17 protein-coding genes are annotated in these 15993 nt (G+C 32.8%); 8 read left to right on the top strand and 9 right to left on the bottom strand.

Annotated features, from left to right (window positions below; translation table 11 throughout):
* Positions 1–8: 8 nt before the first annotated feature.
* Positions 9–1814 (top strand): acyl-CoA dehydrogenase family protein, encoded by a 1806-nt coding sequence (locus EV144_RS13275; RefSeq protein ID WP_134149502.1) that lies wholly within the window; start codon positions 9–11, stop codon positions 1812–1814.
* A 379-nt stretch (positions 1815–2193) separates the two neighbouring features.
* Positions 2194–3210 carry a glycoside hydrolase family 18 protein gene (locus EV144_RS13270; RefSeq protein WP_243854666.1) on the top strand — a complete coding sequence of 339 codons (1017 nt, stop codon included), beginning with the start codon at positions 2194–2196 and terminating at the stop codon, positions 3208–3210.
* 76 nt (positions 3211–3286) lie between these two features.
* Here EV144_RS13270 and EV144_RS13265 read toward each other — a convergent pair whose 3' ends face one another.
* Together EV144_RS13265 and EV144_RS13260 are read right to left on the bottom strand one after the other, a co-directional pair.
* The gene (locus tag EV144_RS13265; RefSeq protein ID WP_134149499.1) at positions 3287–3802 is read right to left on the bottom strand and encodes a DUF4251 domain-containing protein; all 516 of its coding nucleotides are present in this window, start codon (positions 3800–3802) and stop codon (positions 3287–3289) included.
* 35 nt (positions 3803–3837) lie between these two features.
* On the bottom strand, positions 3838–4263 hold the full coding sequence (locus EV144_RS13260) for an META domain-containing protein (protein WP_134149497.1): 426 nt from the start codon (positions 4261–4263) through the stop codon (positions 3838–3840).
* A gap of 202 nt (positions 4264–4465) precedes the next feature.
* Here EV144_RS13260 and EV144_RS13255 point away from each other — a divergent pair, with 202 nt between their 5' ends.
* Both EV144_RS13255 and EV144_RS13250 read left to right on the top strand, forming a co-directional pair.
* The gene (locus EV144_RS13255; protein WP_134149496.1) at positions 4466–4993 is read left to right on the top strand and encodes a superoxide dismutase family protein; all 528 of its coding nucleotides are present in this window, start codon (positions 4466–4468) and stop codon (positions 4991–4993) included.
* Between the two features lie 104 nt (positions 4994–5097).
* Entirely contained in the window at positions 5098–6300 is a 1203-nt protein-coding gene (locus EV144_RS13250) for an LETM1-related biofilm-associated protein (protein ID WP_134149494.1), read from the top strand.
* Positions 6301–6351: 51 nt separating this feature from the next.
* Here the strand turns inward: EV144_RS13250 and can are convergent, their stop codons facing one another.
* The 4 genes from can to EV144_RS13230 form a co-directional block, all read right to left on the bottom strand.
* The gene (gene can, locus EV144_RS13245; protein ID WP_057120879.1) at positions 6352–6987 is read right to left on the bottom strand and encodes a carbonate dehydratase; all 636 of its coding nucleotides are present in this window, start codon (positions 6985–6987) and stop codon (positions 6352–6354) included.
* 123 nt (positions 6988–7110) lie between these two features.
* On the bottom strand, positions 7111–8763 hold the full coding sequence (locus tag EV144_RS13240) for a SulP family inorganic anion transporter (protein WP_134149493.1): 1653 nt from the start codon (positions 8761–8763) through the stop codon (positions 7111–7113).
* 80 nt (positions 8764–8843) lie between these two features.
* On the bottom strand, positions 8844–9125 hold the full coding sequence (locus EV144_RS13235; RefSeq protein ID WP_134149491.1) for a hypothetical protein: 282 nt from the start codon (positions 9123–9125) through the stop codon (positions 8844–8846).
* A gap of 132 nt (positions 9126–9257) precedes the next feature.
* Positions 9258–9737 (bottom strand): Dps family protein, encoded by a 480-nt coding sequence (locus tag EV144_RS13230; protein WP_134149490.1) that lies wholly within the window; start codon positions 9735–9737, stop codon positions 9258–9260.
* Positions 9738–9844: 107 nt separating this feature from the next.
* On the opposite strand from EV144_RS13230, the gene EV144_RS13225 reads away from it, so the two are divergent.
* Entirely contained in the window at positions 9845–10789 is a 945-nt protein-coding gene (locus EV144_RS13225; RefSeq protein WP_134149489.1) for a LysR substrate-binding domain-containing protein, read from the top strand.
* 32 nt (positions 10790–10821) lie between these two features.
* On the opposite strand, the gene EV144_RS13220 is transcribed toward EV144_RS13225, so the two are convergent.
* Both EV144_RS13220 and mnmD read right to left on the bottom strand, forming a co-directional pair.
* The gene (locus EV144_RS13220; protein WP_134149487.1) at positions 10822–11019 is read right to left on the bottom strand and encodes a hypothetical protein; all 198 of its coding nucleotides are present in this window, start codon (positions 11017–11019) and stop codon (positions 10822–10824) included.
* A 166-nt stretch (positions 11020–11185) separates the two neighbouring features.
* Positions 11186–11851 (bottom strand): tRNA (5-methylaminomethyl-2-thiouridine)(34)-methyltransferase MnmD, encoded by a 666-nt coding sequence (gene mnmD / locus EV144_RS13215; protein WP_134149486.1) that lies wholly within the window; start codon positions 11849–11851, stop codon positions 11186–11188.
* 306 nt (positions 11852–12157) lie between these two features.
* Here mnmD and EV144_RS13210 point away from each other — a divergent pair, with 306 nt between their 5' ends.
* The gene (locus EV144_RS13210) at positions 12158–13228 is read left to right on the top strand and encodes a branched-chain amino acid aminotransferase (protein WP_134149484.1); all 1071 of its coding nucleotides are present in this window, start codon (positions 12158–12160) and stop codon (positions 13226–13228) included.
* A 59-nt stretch (positions 13229–13287) separates the two neighbouring features.
* Here the strand turns inward: EV144_RS13210 and EV144_RS13205 are convergent, their stop codons facing one another.
* Positions 13288–13668 carry a nucleoside triphosphate pyrophosphohydrolase family protein gene (locus tag EV144_RS13205; RefSeq protein WP_134149482.1) on the bottom strand — a complete coding sequence of 127 codons (381 nt, stop codon included), beginning with the start codon at positions 13666–13668 and terminating at the stop codon, positions 13288–13290.
* A gap of 528 nt (positions 13669–14196) precedes the next feature.
* Here EV144_RS13205 and EV144_RS13195 point away from each other — a divergent pair.
* Positions 14197–15372 (top strand): SRPBCC family protein, encoded by a 1176-nt coding sequence (locus EV144_RS13195; RefSeq protein ID WP_134149478.1) that lies wholly within the window; start codon positions 14197–14199, stop codon positions 15370–15372.
* A 76-nt stretch (positions 15373–15448) separates the two neighbouring features.
* A complete protein-coding gene (locus EV144_RS13190) occupies positions 15449–15991 on the top strand; it encodes an RNA polymerase sigma factor (RefSeq protein WP_134149476.1) in 543 nt (180 codons plus the stop codon).
* Positions 15992–15993 lie beyond the last annotated feature (2 nt).

The following is a 15993-nucleotide window of genomic DNA, read 5'->3' as shown; positions in this document are numbered from 1 at the left end:
CAAAAGCAATGGCAGAAACTATCGAAAAAAACGTAACCCGTGGGGGGCAGTTTTTAGTAAAAGAAACAAAATGCGAGGATATCTTCACACCAGAAGATTTCTCAGAAGAGCAAGTAATGATGCGTGACTCTGTAAAAGAGTTCGTTGACAAAGAATTATGGGCGCATAAAGATCGTTTTGAAAAGAAAGATTACGCATACACTGAAGCTTCTATGCGTAAAGCTGGTGAACTTGGACTTCTTGGAGTTGCGGTTCCGGAAGAATACGGCGGATTAGGAATGGGATTTGTTTCTACAATGTTAGTTTGTGACTACATTTCTGGGGCAACTGGTTCTTTCTCAACTGCTTTTGGTGCTCATACAGGAATTGGTACAATGCCAATTACACTTTATGGAACTGAAGAACAAAAGAAAAAATACGTTCCGAAATTGGCTTCTGGCGAATGGTTTGGTTCTTATTGTTTAACTGAGCCAGGCGCAGGATCTGATGCAAACTCAGGAAAAACTAAAGCGGTTTTATCTGAAGACGGAACTCATTATTTAATTACAGGTCAAAAAATGTGGATTTCGAATGCAGGTTTCTGCAGCGTTTTCATCGTTTTTGCCCGTATTGGTGATGATAAAAATATTACAGGTTTCATCGTAGAAAACGATCCGTCAAACGGAATTTCTATGAATGAAGAAGAGCATAAATTAGGAATTCGTGCATCTTCTACTCGTCAGGTTTTCTTCAACGATACAAAAGTTCCTGTTGAAAACATGTTATCTGAAAGAGGAAACGGTTTTAAAATCGCTATGAATGCTTTAAATGTTGGTCGTATTAAATTGGCTGCTGCTTGTTTAGATGCGCAACGTAGAGTTACTTCTGGTGCGGTAAAATATGCAAACGAAAGAATTCAGTTCAACACTCCTATTGCTAGTTTTGGCGCTATTCGTTCTAAATTAGCAGAAATGGCAACTAGCGCTTATGCAGGAGAAAGTGCTTCTTACCGTGCTGCAAAAAATATCGAAGACAGAATTGCTGCTCGTGAAGCGGAAGGAACTTCTCATCAAGAAGCTGAATTGAAAGGTGTTGAAGAATTTGCTATCGAATGTTCTATTTTGAAAGTGGCTGTTTCAGAAGATGTTCAGAACTGTGCTGACGAAGGAATTCAGATTTTTGGTGGAATGGGATTCTCAGAAGATACTCCAATGGAAAGTGCCTGGAGAGACGCTCGTATCGCTAGAATTTACGAAGGAACAAACGAAATCAACAGAATGCTTTCTGTTGGTATGTTGATCAAAAAAGCGATGAAAGGTCACGTTGATTTACTTGGACCAGCCATGAAAGTTCAGGAAGAATTAATGGGAATTCCATCTTTTGATACTCCGGATTTCTCTGAATTATTTGCAGAAGAAAAAGGAATTGTTGCTAATCTTAAGAAAGTTTTCTTAATGGTTGCAGGAAGTGCTGTTCAAAAATATGGTGCAGATTTAGATGCTCACCAACAGTTATTAATGGCTGCTTCTGATATCTTAATTGAAATCTACGTTGCTGAAAGTACAATCTTGAGAACAGAGAAATTAGCGAAAAAAGAAGGTGAAGCTAAAGTACAAGAGCAAATTGCTATGGCAAAATTATACTTATACAAAGCTGTAGATATCGTAAACCAAAAAGGAAAAGAAGGTATTGCTTCTTTCTCTGAAGGTGACGAACAACGTATGATGTTAATGGGATTAAAACGTTTTACAAAATACACAAACTTACCAAACGTAGTAGCATTGAGAGAAACAATCGCTTCTAAATTAGTTGCAGAAAATACATACTGCTTCTAATATAAAAATAGTTTTTAGCTTTTAATTTGTTTAAACCCGCATTTGTCCGAAACAATGCGGGTTTATATTTTTGTTTTTTCACCATATAAGTGATATAAGTTCATTTATTTTTTTGTAAAACTACTTTGCGTGTTCTGCTTGATTGAACTTATATCACTTATAGGATTTAAATCCAGCCACGCAATATTTTTGCATTGATTTGCAAAAACTTCGTTAAAATTAGGCTTTCAAGGTATATTTAATAGTTATTTTTCAATTCTAATGTTTTACTTTTAGCATTCTAAAACTCAAAAAACAGATAATGATACAGATTAACCTAATTGCATTATTTTTATTTTGTATTTGTACTACAAATATCTTTGCGCAAAAAAATAAAAAAATGGACGTTATTGCTTATTACACAGGCGATGATAAAATTATTGACAATTACGAAGTCAGTAAACTAAATCAAATTATTTTTAGTTTCTGTCATTTAAAAGAAGGAAAACTTAGTGTTGATTCTCCAAAAGATTCTATCACAATCAAACATTTGGTTTCTCTAAAAGCGACTAACCCGCAGTTAAGAATTGTTTTATCACTTGGCGGCTGGGGTGGCTGCGAACCTTGTTCTGCCGCATTTTCTACTGCCGAAGGAAGATTAAAATTTGCTCAGTCTGTAAAAGAAGTAAGTACTTATTTTAAAGTTGACGGTTTAGATCTTGATTGGGAATATCCTGCTATTGAAGGGCTTCCAGGGCATTTATTTCAACCAGTTGATAAAACTAATTTTACGGAACTGATCAAAATTCTGCGTAGTACTTTAGGGAAAAACTACGAATTGAGTTTTGCTGCTGGAGGTTTTCAGAAATACTTGGATGAATCTATTGAATGGAAAAAAGTAGCGCCTTTAGTAAATCGCGTAAACATTATGAGTTATGATTTGGTAAACGGATATTCCAAAGTTACTGGACATCACACGCCTTTATATAGTACAAATCCAAAAGAAGAATCGACAAACAGAGCGGTTGAATTTTTATTAAAACAAGGAGTTCCTGCTGAAAAACTGGTTATTGGCGGTGCATTTTATTCTAGAACATGGAAAAATGTTGAGAATGTAAATAATGGTCTTTACCAAGCTGGCGAACATATTGAAGGTACTAGTTTTAAAGATTTTGCGACTACTTACACCGAAGCAAATGGCTGGAAATATTTCTGGGATGATAAAGCAAAAGCACCATATTGGTATAATGCCGGTACAAAAACTTTTGCTACTTCTGACGATCTTAAATCTATAAAAGAGAAAACGGCATACGTAAAAGCTAAAAAACTGGGAGGAATTATGTTCTGGGAACTTACGCTGGATTCTCCAAAAAACGGAATGGTTAATGCTATTTATGAGGTTAAAACAGCCAAATAAAACCTTAAAAATATTTATAAAGAAACGCCCGTTATTTAATGAATAACGGGCGTTTTTATATTTAGAAAAACTTTAATTATTTATCGGTCTTCTTAGGAGCGGTTATCAAACCATCGTAAGATATTGATGCTCTATTATTACTGTTTATAGAAAGTGATGCCGTTTTATTATTAAAAATAGAAAACAACAAATCGTAAACATCATTTTTACCTTTTACAGTAGCCCTAAAAATATAACTGTTTTTCTTTTTTTCGACTCTTATATTTTCCGGCGTACCTTCAAATTTAATGCCGCCGTCTCCTCCTCCGTATGGAACATTAAAACCACGTCCGAAAAAAGGGAGATCGCAAGTTGTTTTTTCAGTATTAAATTTTAAAAAATAAGTATTATAATCCAAAATAATGAACCTTCCTCCTTGTGGCGTGACTTTCTGGGCTTCAAATACAAAATCTTTCGAATCTATTAAGGCTTCGATTTCTTTCTGTCGTTGCAATTCTTTTTCTGCTTTTAGTTCTTTCTTGGTTTTCTGCTGTGCAAAAACAGAAAGATTTAAAAGACATAACACTAATAATATGGATAATTTAGTTTTCATAAAATAAATATTAGCATTGTTAAAAAATGAAAATCTTATTTTTTAGTAAATCGCATCATAGCGATATCTCCTGACATAAAATTCAGGGTTTTGCCATCATCTGTAATGTCGTACGAAGTAACCTTTTGAAGCGTACTCATATAAACCTGTTCGCCCTGCCCGTCTCCGCACATCATTTTGGTCATCATCATGGGCTGCGTAAAATCAATTTTGTTTCCTGTTACACTTAGTTTTCCATTGTACGAATTACAGCTGCTGTTTCCAGAAACCCTATTTTCTTTGGTATCAAAATTTATTGTTGGTTTTTTATTCGGGTATAAACCATCAAAAGTAATTCTTGGTCCGGTAATATAATTGAGTTCCCAATTTCCGTCGAGTTTAGAAACCGAATCTGTTTTTGTGCATTTGCAAGAGAGTACCAAAAAGCTAAAAATGACAAGGGTGAAAATATTTTTTATCATATCGTTATGAATTGTATTTTAATAAATTAGATCTTTTTTCTTTCAATAATTACCTACGAATTTACGCAATATTTCTGAGTTCTTTTCTGGGCGAATACTTAAATTAATGTGAATAGTTTGACTTTTTTTTAACTTTCTCGCCCGAAATATTTGGATTATTTATGTTAAATTTACTTAATCTTTAATTTAAAAGCACACATTTATGAAAAAATTGATCGTTTCTTTCGCTATAATTACAGCCTTAATTATTGGTTGTAAGACCAATACAAAATCAAATGATGCCAAAACTTTGACTGTTGCCCTTGAGCCAAAAAGCAATAGTACTGTAGCGGGAACTGCTACTTTTACTGAAAAAAATGGTAAAGTTACTTTTGTTGCAAAAATAACGGGTTTACAACCTGGAGTGCATGCTATTCATATTCACGAAAAAGCTGATTGTAGTTCTGCCGATGGAAGTTCTGCCGGAGGACACTGGAATCCGACTTTTAAAAAGCACGGAAAATGGGGAGTTGGAGAATATCATAAAGGTGATATTGGGAACTTTACTGCAGATGCAAAAGGTAACGGAACTATCACTTTAACTACAGATGAATGGTGTGTAGGATGTGGAGATGCAAACAAAGATGTTCTTGGTAAAGGTTTAATTGTACATCAGGGTACTGATGATTTTACAACACAGCCTACAGGAAATGCCGGCGGAAGAGTTGCTTGTGCTGGAATTATTAAGTAAAATATCTGATAACCACTATTTTTTCACAAAATCTAGTGGTTATTTCATTTAAAAATAATTTTAGAACAAGAAAAAGATATAGCTTTGCAGCAAATTTAAGCGCAATGATTAATCCATCAGCAGCAGGCTGGATAGATAAGTTTTTTAGTGAACAGAAGTTTTCAGAGGCGATTCCTTTTGAGACTACAGATTCTTTTTACTATAAAGTAAGAGAGACTGGCTTTATCTATGGACATATCATAGCTGTTGATTCTCAGATTCCTATTCATATAAAAGGCTGGTTTAAAACCGAAATTTCTAAAGTAGCACTTTTAAATACCTTATACCATGTTTTTTGTTTAGAAAGAAGAGAGTCTGAACCTAAAAATTTTATTACCGAGGTTTTAAAGTTTTACAAAGAAATGAATCCGGAGGGATTTAATCTGTTTAAAATTTTACTTCCAAAAGACAGTCCTTCTTTTTCTTTAGAAACCATAATTGATGAGCGTGTACAAACTAATGACAGTATCATCAGCAAAAACTTCTCGCATTTAGTTACCAATGCTTTATTGTTTATTGATGTTTTAGCCTTTAGACAATATTTAGAGCACGGGCAAATTCCAGAAAAATACTTAAAACGAATTGAGGAAACTGTTTTGGGCATTGTAGCTTTGGCATTAAAAACCAAACCTGTAAAATCGCAGCACGACGATTTACTAATTAAACTTTTTGAAGCTTCGATTAGATATTCAAAGTTTTCTAAAATTACGGTTGATACGCTCGAAAGCTTACATCTGGATCATTTCAAAAATAAATTAGAGCAATATTATCTTATCGATATGGCCGGAATGGCTTTATGGAGCGATGGTGTTGTAGAAAATGAAGAAGCTTACTTTTTATATTCGTTAGGCTCTATGATGGGCATTTCTGATGATTTTGTAACTACAAGTATTGATACAACGCATACTTTTATCACTACGCATAAAAAGAAGATTCCATATTTTAATTATTCTAATCCTGTAAAACATTTTTACGATCAGATGACACACAGCGTTGTAAAACTGATTATTAGAAATAAAAACAGATTGGTAAAGGAAATTATGCAAAGCAAAGAATTAGTGGTTCTTCTTGCGTATTCTACTACCAGAGATCTGGATGCAAAGGAAAAGAAGAAAGTAAAAAAACAACTTTTAGATATTTGTAAAACCATTCCGTCACTTACCATCTTTTTACTTCCCGGCGGCAGTTTGTTATTACCAATATTAATAAAATTTATACCGACCATGTTGCCATCGGCATTCAATGAAAATCTTGACGAAAACGAATAAAAAAAATCGCCCTTTTGAGGCGATTTTTTATTTATAAATATCTTTTATTTATTAAAATTTCAATTGATAAACTTCATCCAATTCTTCATTCGAAGCGATATTTACATTTAAATCGGTTACAAAACCTGAATTTAAACCGTACACCCATCCGTGAAGCATTAAATCTTGTCCGTTTTTCCAAGCATTTTGAACAATTGACGTTTTAGCTAAATTGTAAACTTGTTCTTTTGCATTGATTTCAACAAAAGCATTAAAACGCTCAGTTTCATCTTCAATAGAATTCAAGTATTTATCGTGAAGACGGTATTCATCTTTAATATGACGAATCCAGTTATCGATAATTCCAACAGACTGATTTCCCATTGCAGCTTTTACACCACCACAACCGTAATGTCCGCAAACAATAACGTGTTTAATTTTTAGCACATTTACAGCATAATCTAAAACACTTAGCATATTCATATCAGAATGTACCACCATATTAGCGATATTTCTGTGTACAAATACTTCTCCCGGTTTTGCACCAACAATTTCATTTGCAGGAACACGGCTGTCAGAGCATCCAATCCATAATAAAGGTGGCGATTGTCCTTTTGCTAAATCTGCAAAATAATTTGGATCTAACGCTAATGAATTTTCTACCCACTTTTTATTGTTTTCTAATAACTGCTCATAAAACTTTCTCATTTTCTTTATATTTTTTTCGGCGTTTTTAATATGTGAACCTGTCAAAAAGAACTTAACGGTAAAGTTACCTAAATTTTGACATTTCTATCACTACATAAATACCTTAATTTGTTAATTTATTTTTTATTTAAACTCTTCTTTTGCTACTTCTTTCTGAACCATTGCTCTTTTTGCAACATCATAATAATGCTCTATAGTAACATGATTGTTGATTTCTGGAGAATTTTCTAATTCATACGCTTTCTTAAACCCTTTCAGTTTCACTTTGATATTCGCATCAATTGCTCTGGTTTCTTTAAATTCACGAATTAAATCTAAAACATCGTGTGCAATATATTCTGTATCGTGTGCATTGATAATTACTTTAGAATTCTCTGGAATATCATTTAAGGTGGATTTGATAGCTGCTTTATTCAAAAATGAAACTTCCTGCGCCAAATCAATATGAATAACATCTCCGTCTTCGTATTCTTCTTTTTTAAAGCTGTAAGCTCTTTTTAAGTTTCCTCTTAAAACAAAAATAATACTGATGATGATTCCTAAAGCAACACCTTTAAGTAAATCTGTAGCTACTACAAATACTAAAGTTGCAATGAAAGGTATAAATTGATATTTTCCTTTGTGCCAGAAATGAAAGAACGTTGCTGGTTTTGCTAATTTATATCCAACTAATATTAAAACGGTTGCTAATGTTGCCAGCGGAATTTTATTTAAAATGGCAGGAACAGATAAAACACTGATTAATAAAAGTACACCGTGAATGATTGCCGACATTTTTGATTTTGCTCCTGCATTGTTGTTTGCAGAAGATCTTACGACAACAGATGTCATTGGCAAACCTCCTAAAAGTGAACTGATAATATTACCAACTCCTTGAGCTCTAAGCTCTACATTGGTATTAGTATATCGTTTTTGAACGTCCATTCTATCAGAAGCTTCAATACATAATAAAGTTTCAATCGAAGCTACAATCGCAATTGTGATACCTACAACCCAAACTTTCGGATTTGTAACTGCAGCAAAATTTGGTGTTATGATAATCGATTTAAATTCATCGAAAGATTTTGGAACTGGTAAAGAAACTAAATGTTCTTTTGCAATTGCCAATGAACTTCCGGTTGAAATAAATATTTCGTTTAAAACTACGCCTAAGATTACGGCAACAAGCGCGCCCGGTACTAGTTTTAAGTTTTTTAAGAATGAAATTTTATCCCAGGAAATTAAGATTACCAATGAAATTAAGGAGATCACAACGGCTCCTAACTGAATGTGATTTAAGATATTAAACAAGAACGAGAAAGTATTGCTTCCGTCGTTTTGTATAAAAGCCTGATCGCCTTCAAAATCTGCATCATAACCAAAAGCGTGAGGCAATTGTTTTAAGATGATAATGATTCCGATACCTGCAAGCATTCCTTCGATAACATTTGTTGGAAAATAATTGGAGATACTTCCGGCCTTTAAAAATCCTAATGCTAATTGAATTAATCCAGCAATAAATACAGACATTAAAAAGACATCAAATGCTCCCAAATCAGTGATAGCTGTTAAAATAATCGCTGTTAAACCAGCTGCTGGTCCAGAAACGCTAATGTGAGACTGGCTTAAGTAACCTACTACTATACCACCAATTACACCTGCGATAATACCAGAAAATAAAGGCGCTCCAGAAGCCATTGCAATACCTAAACACAACGGAAGAGCCACCAGGAAAACCACTAAACCTGAAGCAAAGTCAGACTTAAGGTTGGCAAAAAGATTGATTTTTTTTGTCATAATACAATACTAAAAAAATGATTCATTAAAGATTTTCCCCATTTATAAAAATGCGGTTAAGTTCAAAATAATCGGAAGTATTATACCAAGTTGGGAGGTGGAGCAAATATGCTCGGAGAAATATTGTCAAGTTTTACAATATTTTCAGATACGATTGTTTTTTTCTGAATATAAACCGGCAATAAAATTTCATGATCTAAAATTACATGATGCATTACAGATTTAAGTTCTTTATGAACTTCTTCTTCAGAAAGGCTTACAGACATAGTTGCACCGTTGCTTTTCTTTAACGCCTGAACAATTGTCGGGGTCGATAAGAAAGCAATAAAGATGAATAATAATATGCGTGCAACTAATTTCATTGGGGCAAAAATAGTGTTAAAGAAATAAAATCAAAGCTTAGAGGCTAAAAATTTTATAGAAATTTAACATAAATAGAAAATCAGAATGACAAAGCTTCATCATTCTGATTTAAGTATTTTATAATTAGATATTTACAATGACTCTTCCAGCCATGCATTCATCATCCAAATTGTTTTTTCCTGCTCGGCAATGAAGTCACTCATCATAGAATTCGTACCTTCATCGTTAATTTCTGCTGATTTATTCAAAATTTCGCGTTCTATTTTTAATAAATCCGACAACGAATTTACAATAAGCTGCACCGCTTTTTCGTCGTTAGAGATATTTTTTCCAACTGTCAATTTATTGTTTTTGATATAATCTTCAAACGTATGCAGCGGCGTTCCTCCTATCGTTAAAACTCTTTCTGCTATCATATCAATTTTTAGCTGTGCATCCGTATATAATTCTTCAAATTTTACATGCAGATCAAAGAAACGTTTTCCGCGAATGTTCCAGTGAATTCCTCTTAGATTTTGATAATATACCTGAAAATTGGCTAATAATACATTTAATTCTTTTACTAATAATTCTGATTCTTTTACAGGTAATCCTAAAATATTTGTTTTCATAATCTTGATTTTTACACTAATTTACTACAAATTTAAAGTAAGTTTCTAAAAATTTATATAAATAAAAATTATATTTTCTTATTTTTGCATCAAAAATTACTATCAATATGACGATAACTCAATTACAATATGTGTTAGCTGTTGCCGAACATAAAAATTTCACTCTAGCTGCCGAAAAATGTTTTGTTACTCAGCCTACTTTAAGCATGCAGATTCAGAAAATCGAAGAAGAATTAAACATTCTGATTTTCGACAGAAGCAAAAAACCTATTCAGCTTACAGATATTGGTCAGAAAATTGTTAATCAAGCCAAAAACATCGTAAACGAAGCGGATAGAATTAAAGATATTGTTGAACAACAAAAAGGTTTTATTGGCGGCGAATTTCGTTTAGGAATTATTCCAACAATTATGCCTACGCTGCTGCCAATGTTTTTAAATAACTTTATTAAGAAGTATCCAAAAGTTAAACTCTTAATTGAAGAACTTAATACAGATGAAATTATTCTGAAATTAAAAAACGGACATTTAGATGCTGCAATTGCCGCTACACCTTTGGAAGACGAAAAAATAAAAGAGATTGTTTTGTATTTTGAGCCTTTTGTAGCTTATATACCAGAGCATCATGCTAGTTATCAGAAAGAAGAGATTGAAGTTGCTGACTTAAATATTAATGAAATTTTACTTTTACAAGACGGTCACTGTTTTAGAGACGGAATTTTGAATTTGTGTAAAAATGGTTCTGACATTGATCAAAACAATTTCCAGATTCAGAGTGGTAGTTTTGAAACGCTTATAAAATTAGCAGACGAAGGTCTTGGTACAACGTTACTTCCGTACTTGCACACTTTAGACTTAAAAGAATCCGATAAACTGAAACTACGAAACTTTAAGGAACCAAAACCTGCTCGTGAAGTAAGTTTGATTTACCCTAAAAGCGAATTAAAAATGCAAATTATCGATGCCATCCGATCTACAATCGCCGGCGTTGTAAAAGGAGCCATTGTTTTTCAGAATGTGCAGATCATAAGTCCGCTGCAGCAAAAGAAATAAAAATAAAAAAGGAGCCAATTTGGCTCCTTTTTTTATACTTTAATTAGCAGTAAACTTTGTTTTAGTTCTGGTTTTTCAATAATAAAATTTAATAACCATTCTTGCAATTGCTCCATTTCGTATGGTAACAGTGTTCTGATAGCTTTTTCTAGTTCTTTACAGAAAAGTATCGGGTCGAAACTTACTCTCTCAAGTATTGATTTCGTGTAATCAAACATCATTTTTGACATAATAAAATTAGATTTTCGGGGGTTATCTCTATTTTTAAACTCGCACCAAATGTAGACAAATAACTCATATAACGATCATTTTTAACTTATTTTTTTAAAAACTTTATCAACGAATACGTTTTCTTAAAACAGATACTTCAATCTAGAATCGTTTTAAATAACTCATTTAAACGTTTTTAAAGGCTCGAAACATCTCTCTTTTCCCTGGAGGTCCTGCCAATTTTTCTACAGTAAATCCAACTTCAATCATACTTCTTTTAACAACTCCGCGAGCTGCGTATGTCACCAAAACACCGTTTGGCTTCAAACTATTGTACATTTTTCGAAAAATTTCAGTACTCCAAAGCTCTGGCTGAACGCGAAATCCAAAGGCGTCAAAGTAAATCAAATCAAAAATTTCAAAATCGTCTATTTCGTCAAAAAATTGTTTTCTTTTGGTTAACGAGAACTGAGCGCAAATTTCGTTCTTTACATTCCATTCACATTTATGCATTTTCTCAAAAATGTTATCAAATTCCAATGCATCAAGTTCCGTCACATAATTCATAGCCAAAACTTCTTCCGCATTTACAGGATATGCTTCTACTCCAACATAATCTATCTTTTGATTTTTTTGCTCTGATTCCAAAAAAGTAATAAAAGCATTTAAACCTGTACCAAATCCTATTTCAAGAATACTTACCGGTTTATCCACAAATAAATTCAATCCGTTTTTAATAAATACGTGTTTTGCTTCCTGGATTGCTCCGTGTTTAGAATGGTAACATTCATCCCATTCTTTCAAATGAATTGTGGTTGAACCATCTAGCGTTTTAATTATTTCTCTTTCCACTTTTTCCGAATTTAATAAGGCAATTTTATTGGTTTTCAAGCCCTTTTATCAGTCAAAATTAATCAAAACAAATGCGTAAAGCCTTAAAAATCGATAGTTTTTTCATAAATTCTTTATAAAAACCAGCTAAATATTTAAGTTTATTATAGGATAAATAAATCTCAGTTAAAGCCTGCAAATAATGCATTTTTACTAAGGAAATTATATATTTTTACGTAATTTTGCATTCAATAAATTCTATTTAACACCAATTCATCACTTTAGATTTCTTTGAAGGTGAGAATTTCATAAAAAACTTATATTACTATGCTTACAACTCAGACAAGCAAAATTGAAATCTTAAAAGCAACTTCTACAAAAATAAATGAAGTAGACTTTGAAAACTTAAGCTTTGGTTCTGTTTTTACAGACCATTTATTAGAATGTGATTATAAAAACGGGCAATGGCAAAATCCTGTCATTAAACCTTATGCTCCTATTTTAATGGATCCATCTTCAAAAGTCTTCCATTACGGGCAGGCTATTTTTGAAGGAATGAAAGCTTATAAAGATGACAATAATGACGTCTGGTTGTTTAGACCGGATGAAAACCACAAGCGTTTTAATAATTCTGCGGTAAGAATGGCGATGCCAGAAGTTCCGGAATCTATTTTCTTAGATGGTTTGAATGAATTATTGAAATTAGACAAAGACTGGATTCAGAGAGGAAATGGCGCAAGTATGTACATTCGCCCATTTATGATTGCTACAGGTCCTGGCGTAATCGCAAATCCTTCTGACGAATATAAATTTATGATTTTACTTTCTCCTGCAAAAGCATATTATGGAGGTGAAGTAAAAGTAATTATTGCAGAACATTATAGTAGAGCTGCAAACGGCGGAATTGGTGCTGCAAAAGCTGCAGGAAATTATGCTGCGCAATTTTACCCAACAAACCTGGCTAACAAAGATGGTTTCCAACAAGTTATCTGGACAGATGATGCTACGCATACAAAACTGGAAGAAGCGGGAACTATGAACGTATTCTTTAGAATTAACGATACTTTATTGACTGCGCCTGTAAGCGAAAGAATTTTGGATGGTATTACCAGAAAAAGTTTAATTGCAATGGCAGAAAAAGAAGGTCTTAAAGTAGAAGTTCGCCCAGTAATAGTTTCAGAATTGGTTGAAGCTGCTAAAAACGGTTCTTTAAAAGAAATTTTTGGTGCTGGAACTGCTGCAGTTATCAGTGTAATTAAAGGTTTCTCTTACCAAGACGAGTATTACGAAATGACACCGATCGAGAATTCTTATGCTTCTCTTTTAAAAGAAAAACTAACAAGTCTTCAAAATAAACTTTCTGAAGATACTTTTGGATGGACCGTTAAAGTTCAATAATCAAAAAGGTTTTTAAATATAAAACCCCGACAGTTTTAAAATTGTCGGGGTTTATTTTTTTATAATAATTTCGAAAAATCAGGTTTAAAATAATTCGGACCTTTCATTACTTTTCCGTCTTCGCGATAAATTGGCTGGCCGTCTTCGCCTAATTTACTCATATTACTGCGTTGAATTTCATCAAAAACAGCTTCGATTTTATCTTGCAGACCGTGCTCAATAATTGTACCGCATAAAATGTACATCATATCTCCAAGTGCATCGGCAATTTCAACCAAATCATTATTTTCAACTGCTTCAAGATATTCTTCGTTTTCTTCTTTCATCAAATTATAACGAAGTATTTTTTTTGTACTTCCTAAATCTGCAACTGGTGTCTGGCTGTAACCTATTTTAAAAGCAGTATGAAATTCTGTTACTGCATCAAGTTGTTTTTTCATAATATTTATTTTTGTTTTTTTCTGAATGTAAATATCCCATCACAACCCTTATCTGCGCTGTTTATTTCAAATCTTGCAATTTCCCGATTTTATTTGATGAATTGAAATGCAAATTAGCAACAATTCGTATACAATTATCTAAATTTGTCAAAAAAAATTTAAACTATGTTTAGTCAGGGACAATTAATATTCGCAGTCTGTTTTCTTATCGCTTTTATAATCATCATGATATTTGCTTATCGTAAAGATCTGGCACTTCATAAAATTTTTTACAAAGGAAACTACAAAGTATTACTTGCCTTTTTACTTTTTATTGCGCTTTTGTTTGTGATTAAGTTCTTTTTTAAAAGGTAAATCAGTTATTTGTATTTGATATTTTTTGAAGAAATCTTAAAAATCTACAATTAAAATTAGTTTGAATCGTTTTATTGAAGGCGTTTATTATCAAGGTATCATTTTAATTTTTCTGCAATTAGCTGAGACTCGCAATAAAATTTATAACTTTACGACACCAAACAACCTACACCAATGAAGATTTTAAAATATTTATTTCTTTTAGCGTTATTAAGCTTAGTTGCCCTTACCGTTTTTGTTGCTACCCAAAAAGGAGTTTTTACTGTAGAAAGAAGCAAGGTGATTAATTCGCCAAGGACAACGGTGTACAATTATATTAATGATTTTAGAAATTACGAAGATTTTGAATCTTGGGCTCTTGAGGATTCTTCGATAAAGATGACTTTTCCAAATAAAACAATTGGCAACGGCGCTACTTTTTATTGGACTGGATCTGATGAAGTAAGCGGTAATTCAATTACGCTTAAAACTAAAGACGGCGAAAGCATCAACCAGAAAATGAAATACGACGGCACTGAAGCCGATGTAAACTGGACGCTTAAGGATACTTTGGCAGGAAAAACAAAACTGACCTGGAAAGCAAAGGGTACTATGAGTTTTTTATTTAAAATTTATACTGCTTTACACGGAGGTTCTGATAAAGTTATCGGAACGATTTATGAAAAAAGTCTTGTAAATATTGACAAAAACCTGGATTACGAAACTAAAACGTATGCGATAAAAGTAAACGGAGTGGTAAGAAAAACAGAAACTCCTTATATTAAACAAACTTTTACAAGCGAAATTCAAAAAGTAAATAAAAATGCCAGAGTTGTAATTCCGAAACTGATCCATTTTAGTGAAACAAATGGTTTATCTACAAACGGAAAACCTTTTATTATTTACCATACTTATGACACGGCAAAAGGATTAGCCAAAATTTCGATCTGTTTACCTATAAATAAAGAAATTTCTATTAGTTCTGGAAGTGATATCCTATCTGGTACATTAAATGAATTTGAAGGCGTAAAAACAACGCTTACAGGAGATTATTCTCATACTCCGGAAGCAATTGCAAAAACAACTGCTTACATCAACAATCAAAAGATAATGCCGGACTTAGGCTGGTCACATCTTGAAATTTTAACTGTTAGTAAATTAGATGTAAAAAGCCCATCTAAATTAATGACCGAAATTTATTTCCCAACGAAACCAAAAGTTGTTGCTCCTGTTGTTGCTGCACCAGTTTACAAACCGCAGACAACAGAAAACACAGCAGAAACTACACCACAGACCACAGCGCCTGTAAAACCTAAACCTAAACCTGTTGCACCTGCACCAAAAAAACCGGAAGAAGATTCTGAATTCTAAAAAAAGTTGAAGGTTGATTAAACCTTTTGTTTAAATTGCATTCTAACTCTTTAGAAGGTTTGATAAATCAAAAAATTTGACAGACGAGAAGGAATTTATACAACAATTATTAGACCCTAAAACGCAGAACACAGCGTTTCAGAAACTCTTGTCCGATTATCAAAAACCATTGTATTCTCATATTCGAAACATTGTTTTGAATCATGATGATGCACATGATGTTTTGCAAAACACTTTTGTAAAAGTATTTCAATACCTAAAAAACTTTAAAGGAGAAAGTAAACTTTTTTCCTGGATGTACAGAATTGCAACTAACGAGGCTTTGACCTTTTTAAATCAAAAAGCAAAATTAAACGGAATTACATCTGAAGATCTGCAGAATAAAACTATCGACAACCTAAAGGCCGATGTTTATTTTGACGGAGATGATATTCAGATTAAACTCCAAAAAGCGATCGTTATGCTGCCAGAAAAACAGCAATTGGTTTTTAAAATGAAATATTTTGAAGAATTAAAATACGAAGAAATAGCCGAGATTTTAGGAACGTCGGTTGGTGCTTTAAAAGCTTCTTACCATCATGCGGTAAAAAAAATTGAATTATATGTTACAACAAATTAAAC

This window comes from Flavobacterium sp. 270 (assembly GCF_004368785.1).
Lineage (GTDB): Bacteria > Bacteroidota > Bacteroidia > Flavobacteriales > Flavobacteriaceae > Flavobacterium.
The sequence above is the reverse complement of the archived record's forward strand: the minus strand, read 5'-3'. Positions and strand labels throughout refer to the sequence as shown.

Coding starts and splice junctions, on each gene's coding strand:
- EV144_RS13275 (WP_134149502.1), top strand. CDS start 9: ATGGCAGAAACTATCGAAAAAAACGTAACCCGTGGGGGGCAGTTTTTA.
- EV144_RS13270 (WP_243854666.1), top strand. CDS start 2,194: ATGGACGTTATTGCTTATTACACAGGCGATGATAAAATTATTGACAAT.
- EV144_RS13265 (WP_134149499.1), bottom strand. CDS start 3,802: ATGAAAACTAAATTATCCATATTATTAGTGTTATGTCTTTTAAATCTT.
- EV144_RS13260 (WP_134149497.1), bottom strand. CDS start 4,263: ATGATAAAAAATATTTTCACCCTTGTCATTTTTAGCTTTTTGGTACTC.
- EV144_RS13255 (WP_134149496.1), top strand. CDS start 4,466: ATGAAAAAATTGATCGTTTCTTTCGCTATAATTACAGCCTTAATTATT.
- EV144_RS13250 (WP_134149494.1), top strand. CDS start 5,098: ATGATTAATCCATCAGCAGCAGGCTGGATAGATAAGTTTTTTAGTGAA.
- can (WP_057120879.1), bottom strand. CDS start 6,987: ATGAGAAAGTTTTATGAGCAGTTATTAGAAAACAATAAAAAGTGGGTA.
- EV144_RS13240 (WP_134149493.1), bottom strand. CDS start 8,763: ATGACAAAAAAAATCAATCTTTTTGCCAACCTTAAGTCTGACTTTGCT.
- EV144_RS13235 (WP_134149491.1), bottom strand. CDS start 9,125: ATGAAATTAGTTGCACGCATATTATTATTCATCTTTATTGCTTTCTTA.
- EV144_RS13230 (WP_134149490.1), bottom strand. CDS start 9,737: ATGAAAACAAATATTTTAGGATTACCTGTAAAAGAATCAGAATTATTA.
- EV144_RS13225 (WP_134149489.1), top strand. CDS start 9,845: ATGACGATAACTCAATTACAATATGTGTTAGCTGTTGCCGAACATAAA.
- EV144_RS13220 (WP_134149487.1), bottom strand. CDS start 11,019: ATGTCAAAAATGATGTTTGATTACACGAAATCAATACTTGAGAGAGTA.
- EV144_RS13210 (WP_134149484.1), top strand. CDS start 12,158: ATGCTTACAACTCAGACAAGCAAAATTGAAATCTTAAAAGCAACTTCT.
- EV144_RS13205 (WP_134149482.1), bottom strand. CDS start 13,668: ATGAAAAAACAACTTGATGCAGTAACAGAATTTCATACTGCTTTTAAA.
- EV144_RS13195 (WP_134149478.1), top strand. CDS start 14,197: ATGAAGATTTTAAAATATTTATTTCTTTTAGCGTTATTAAGCTTAGTT.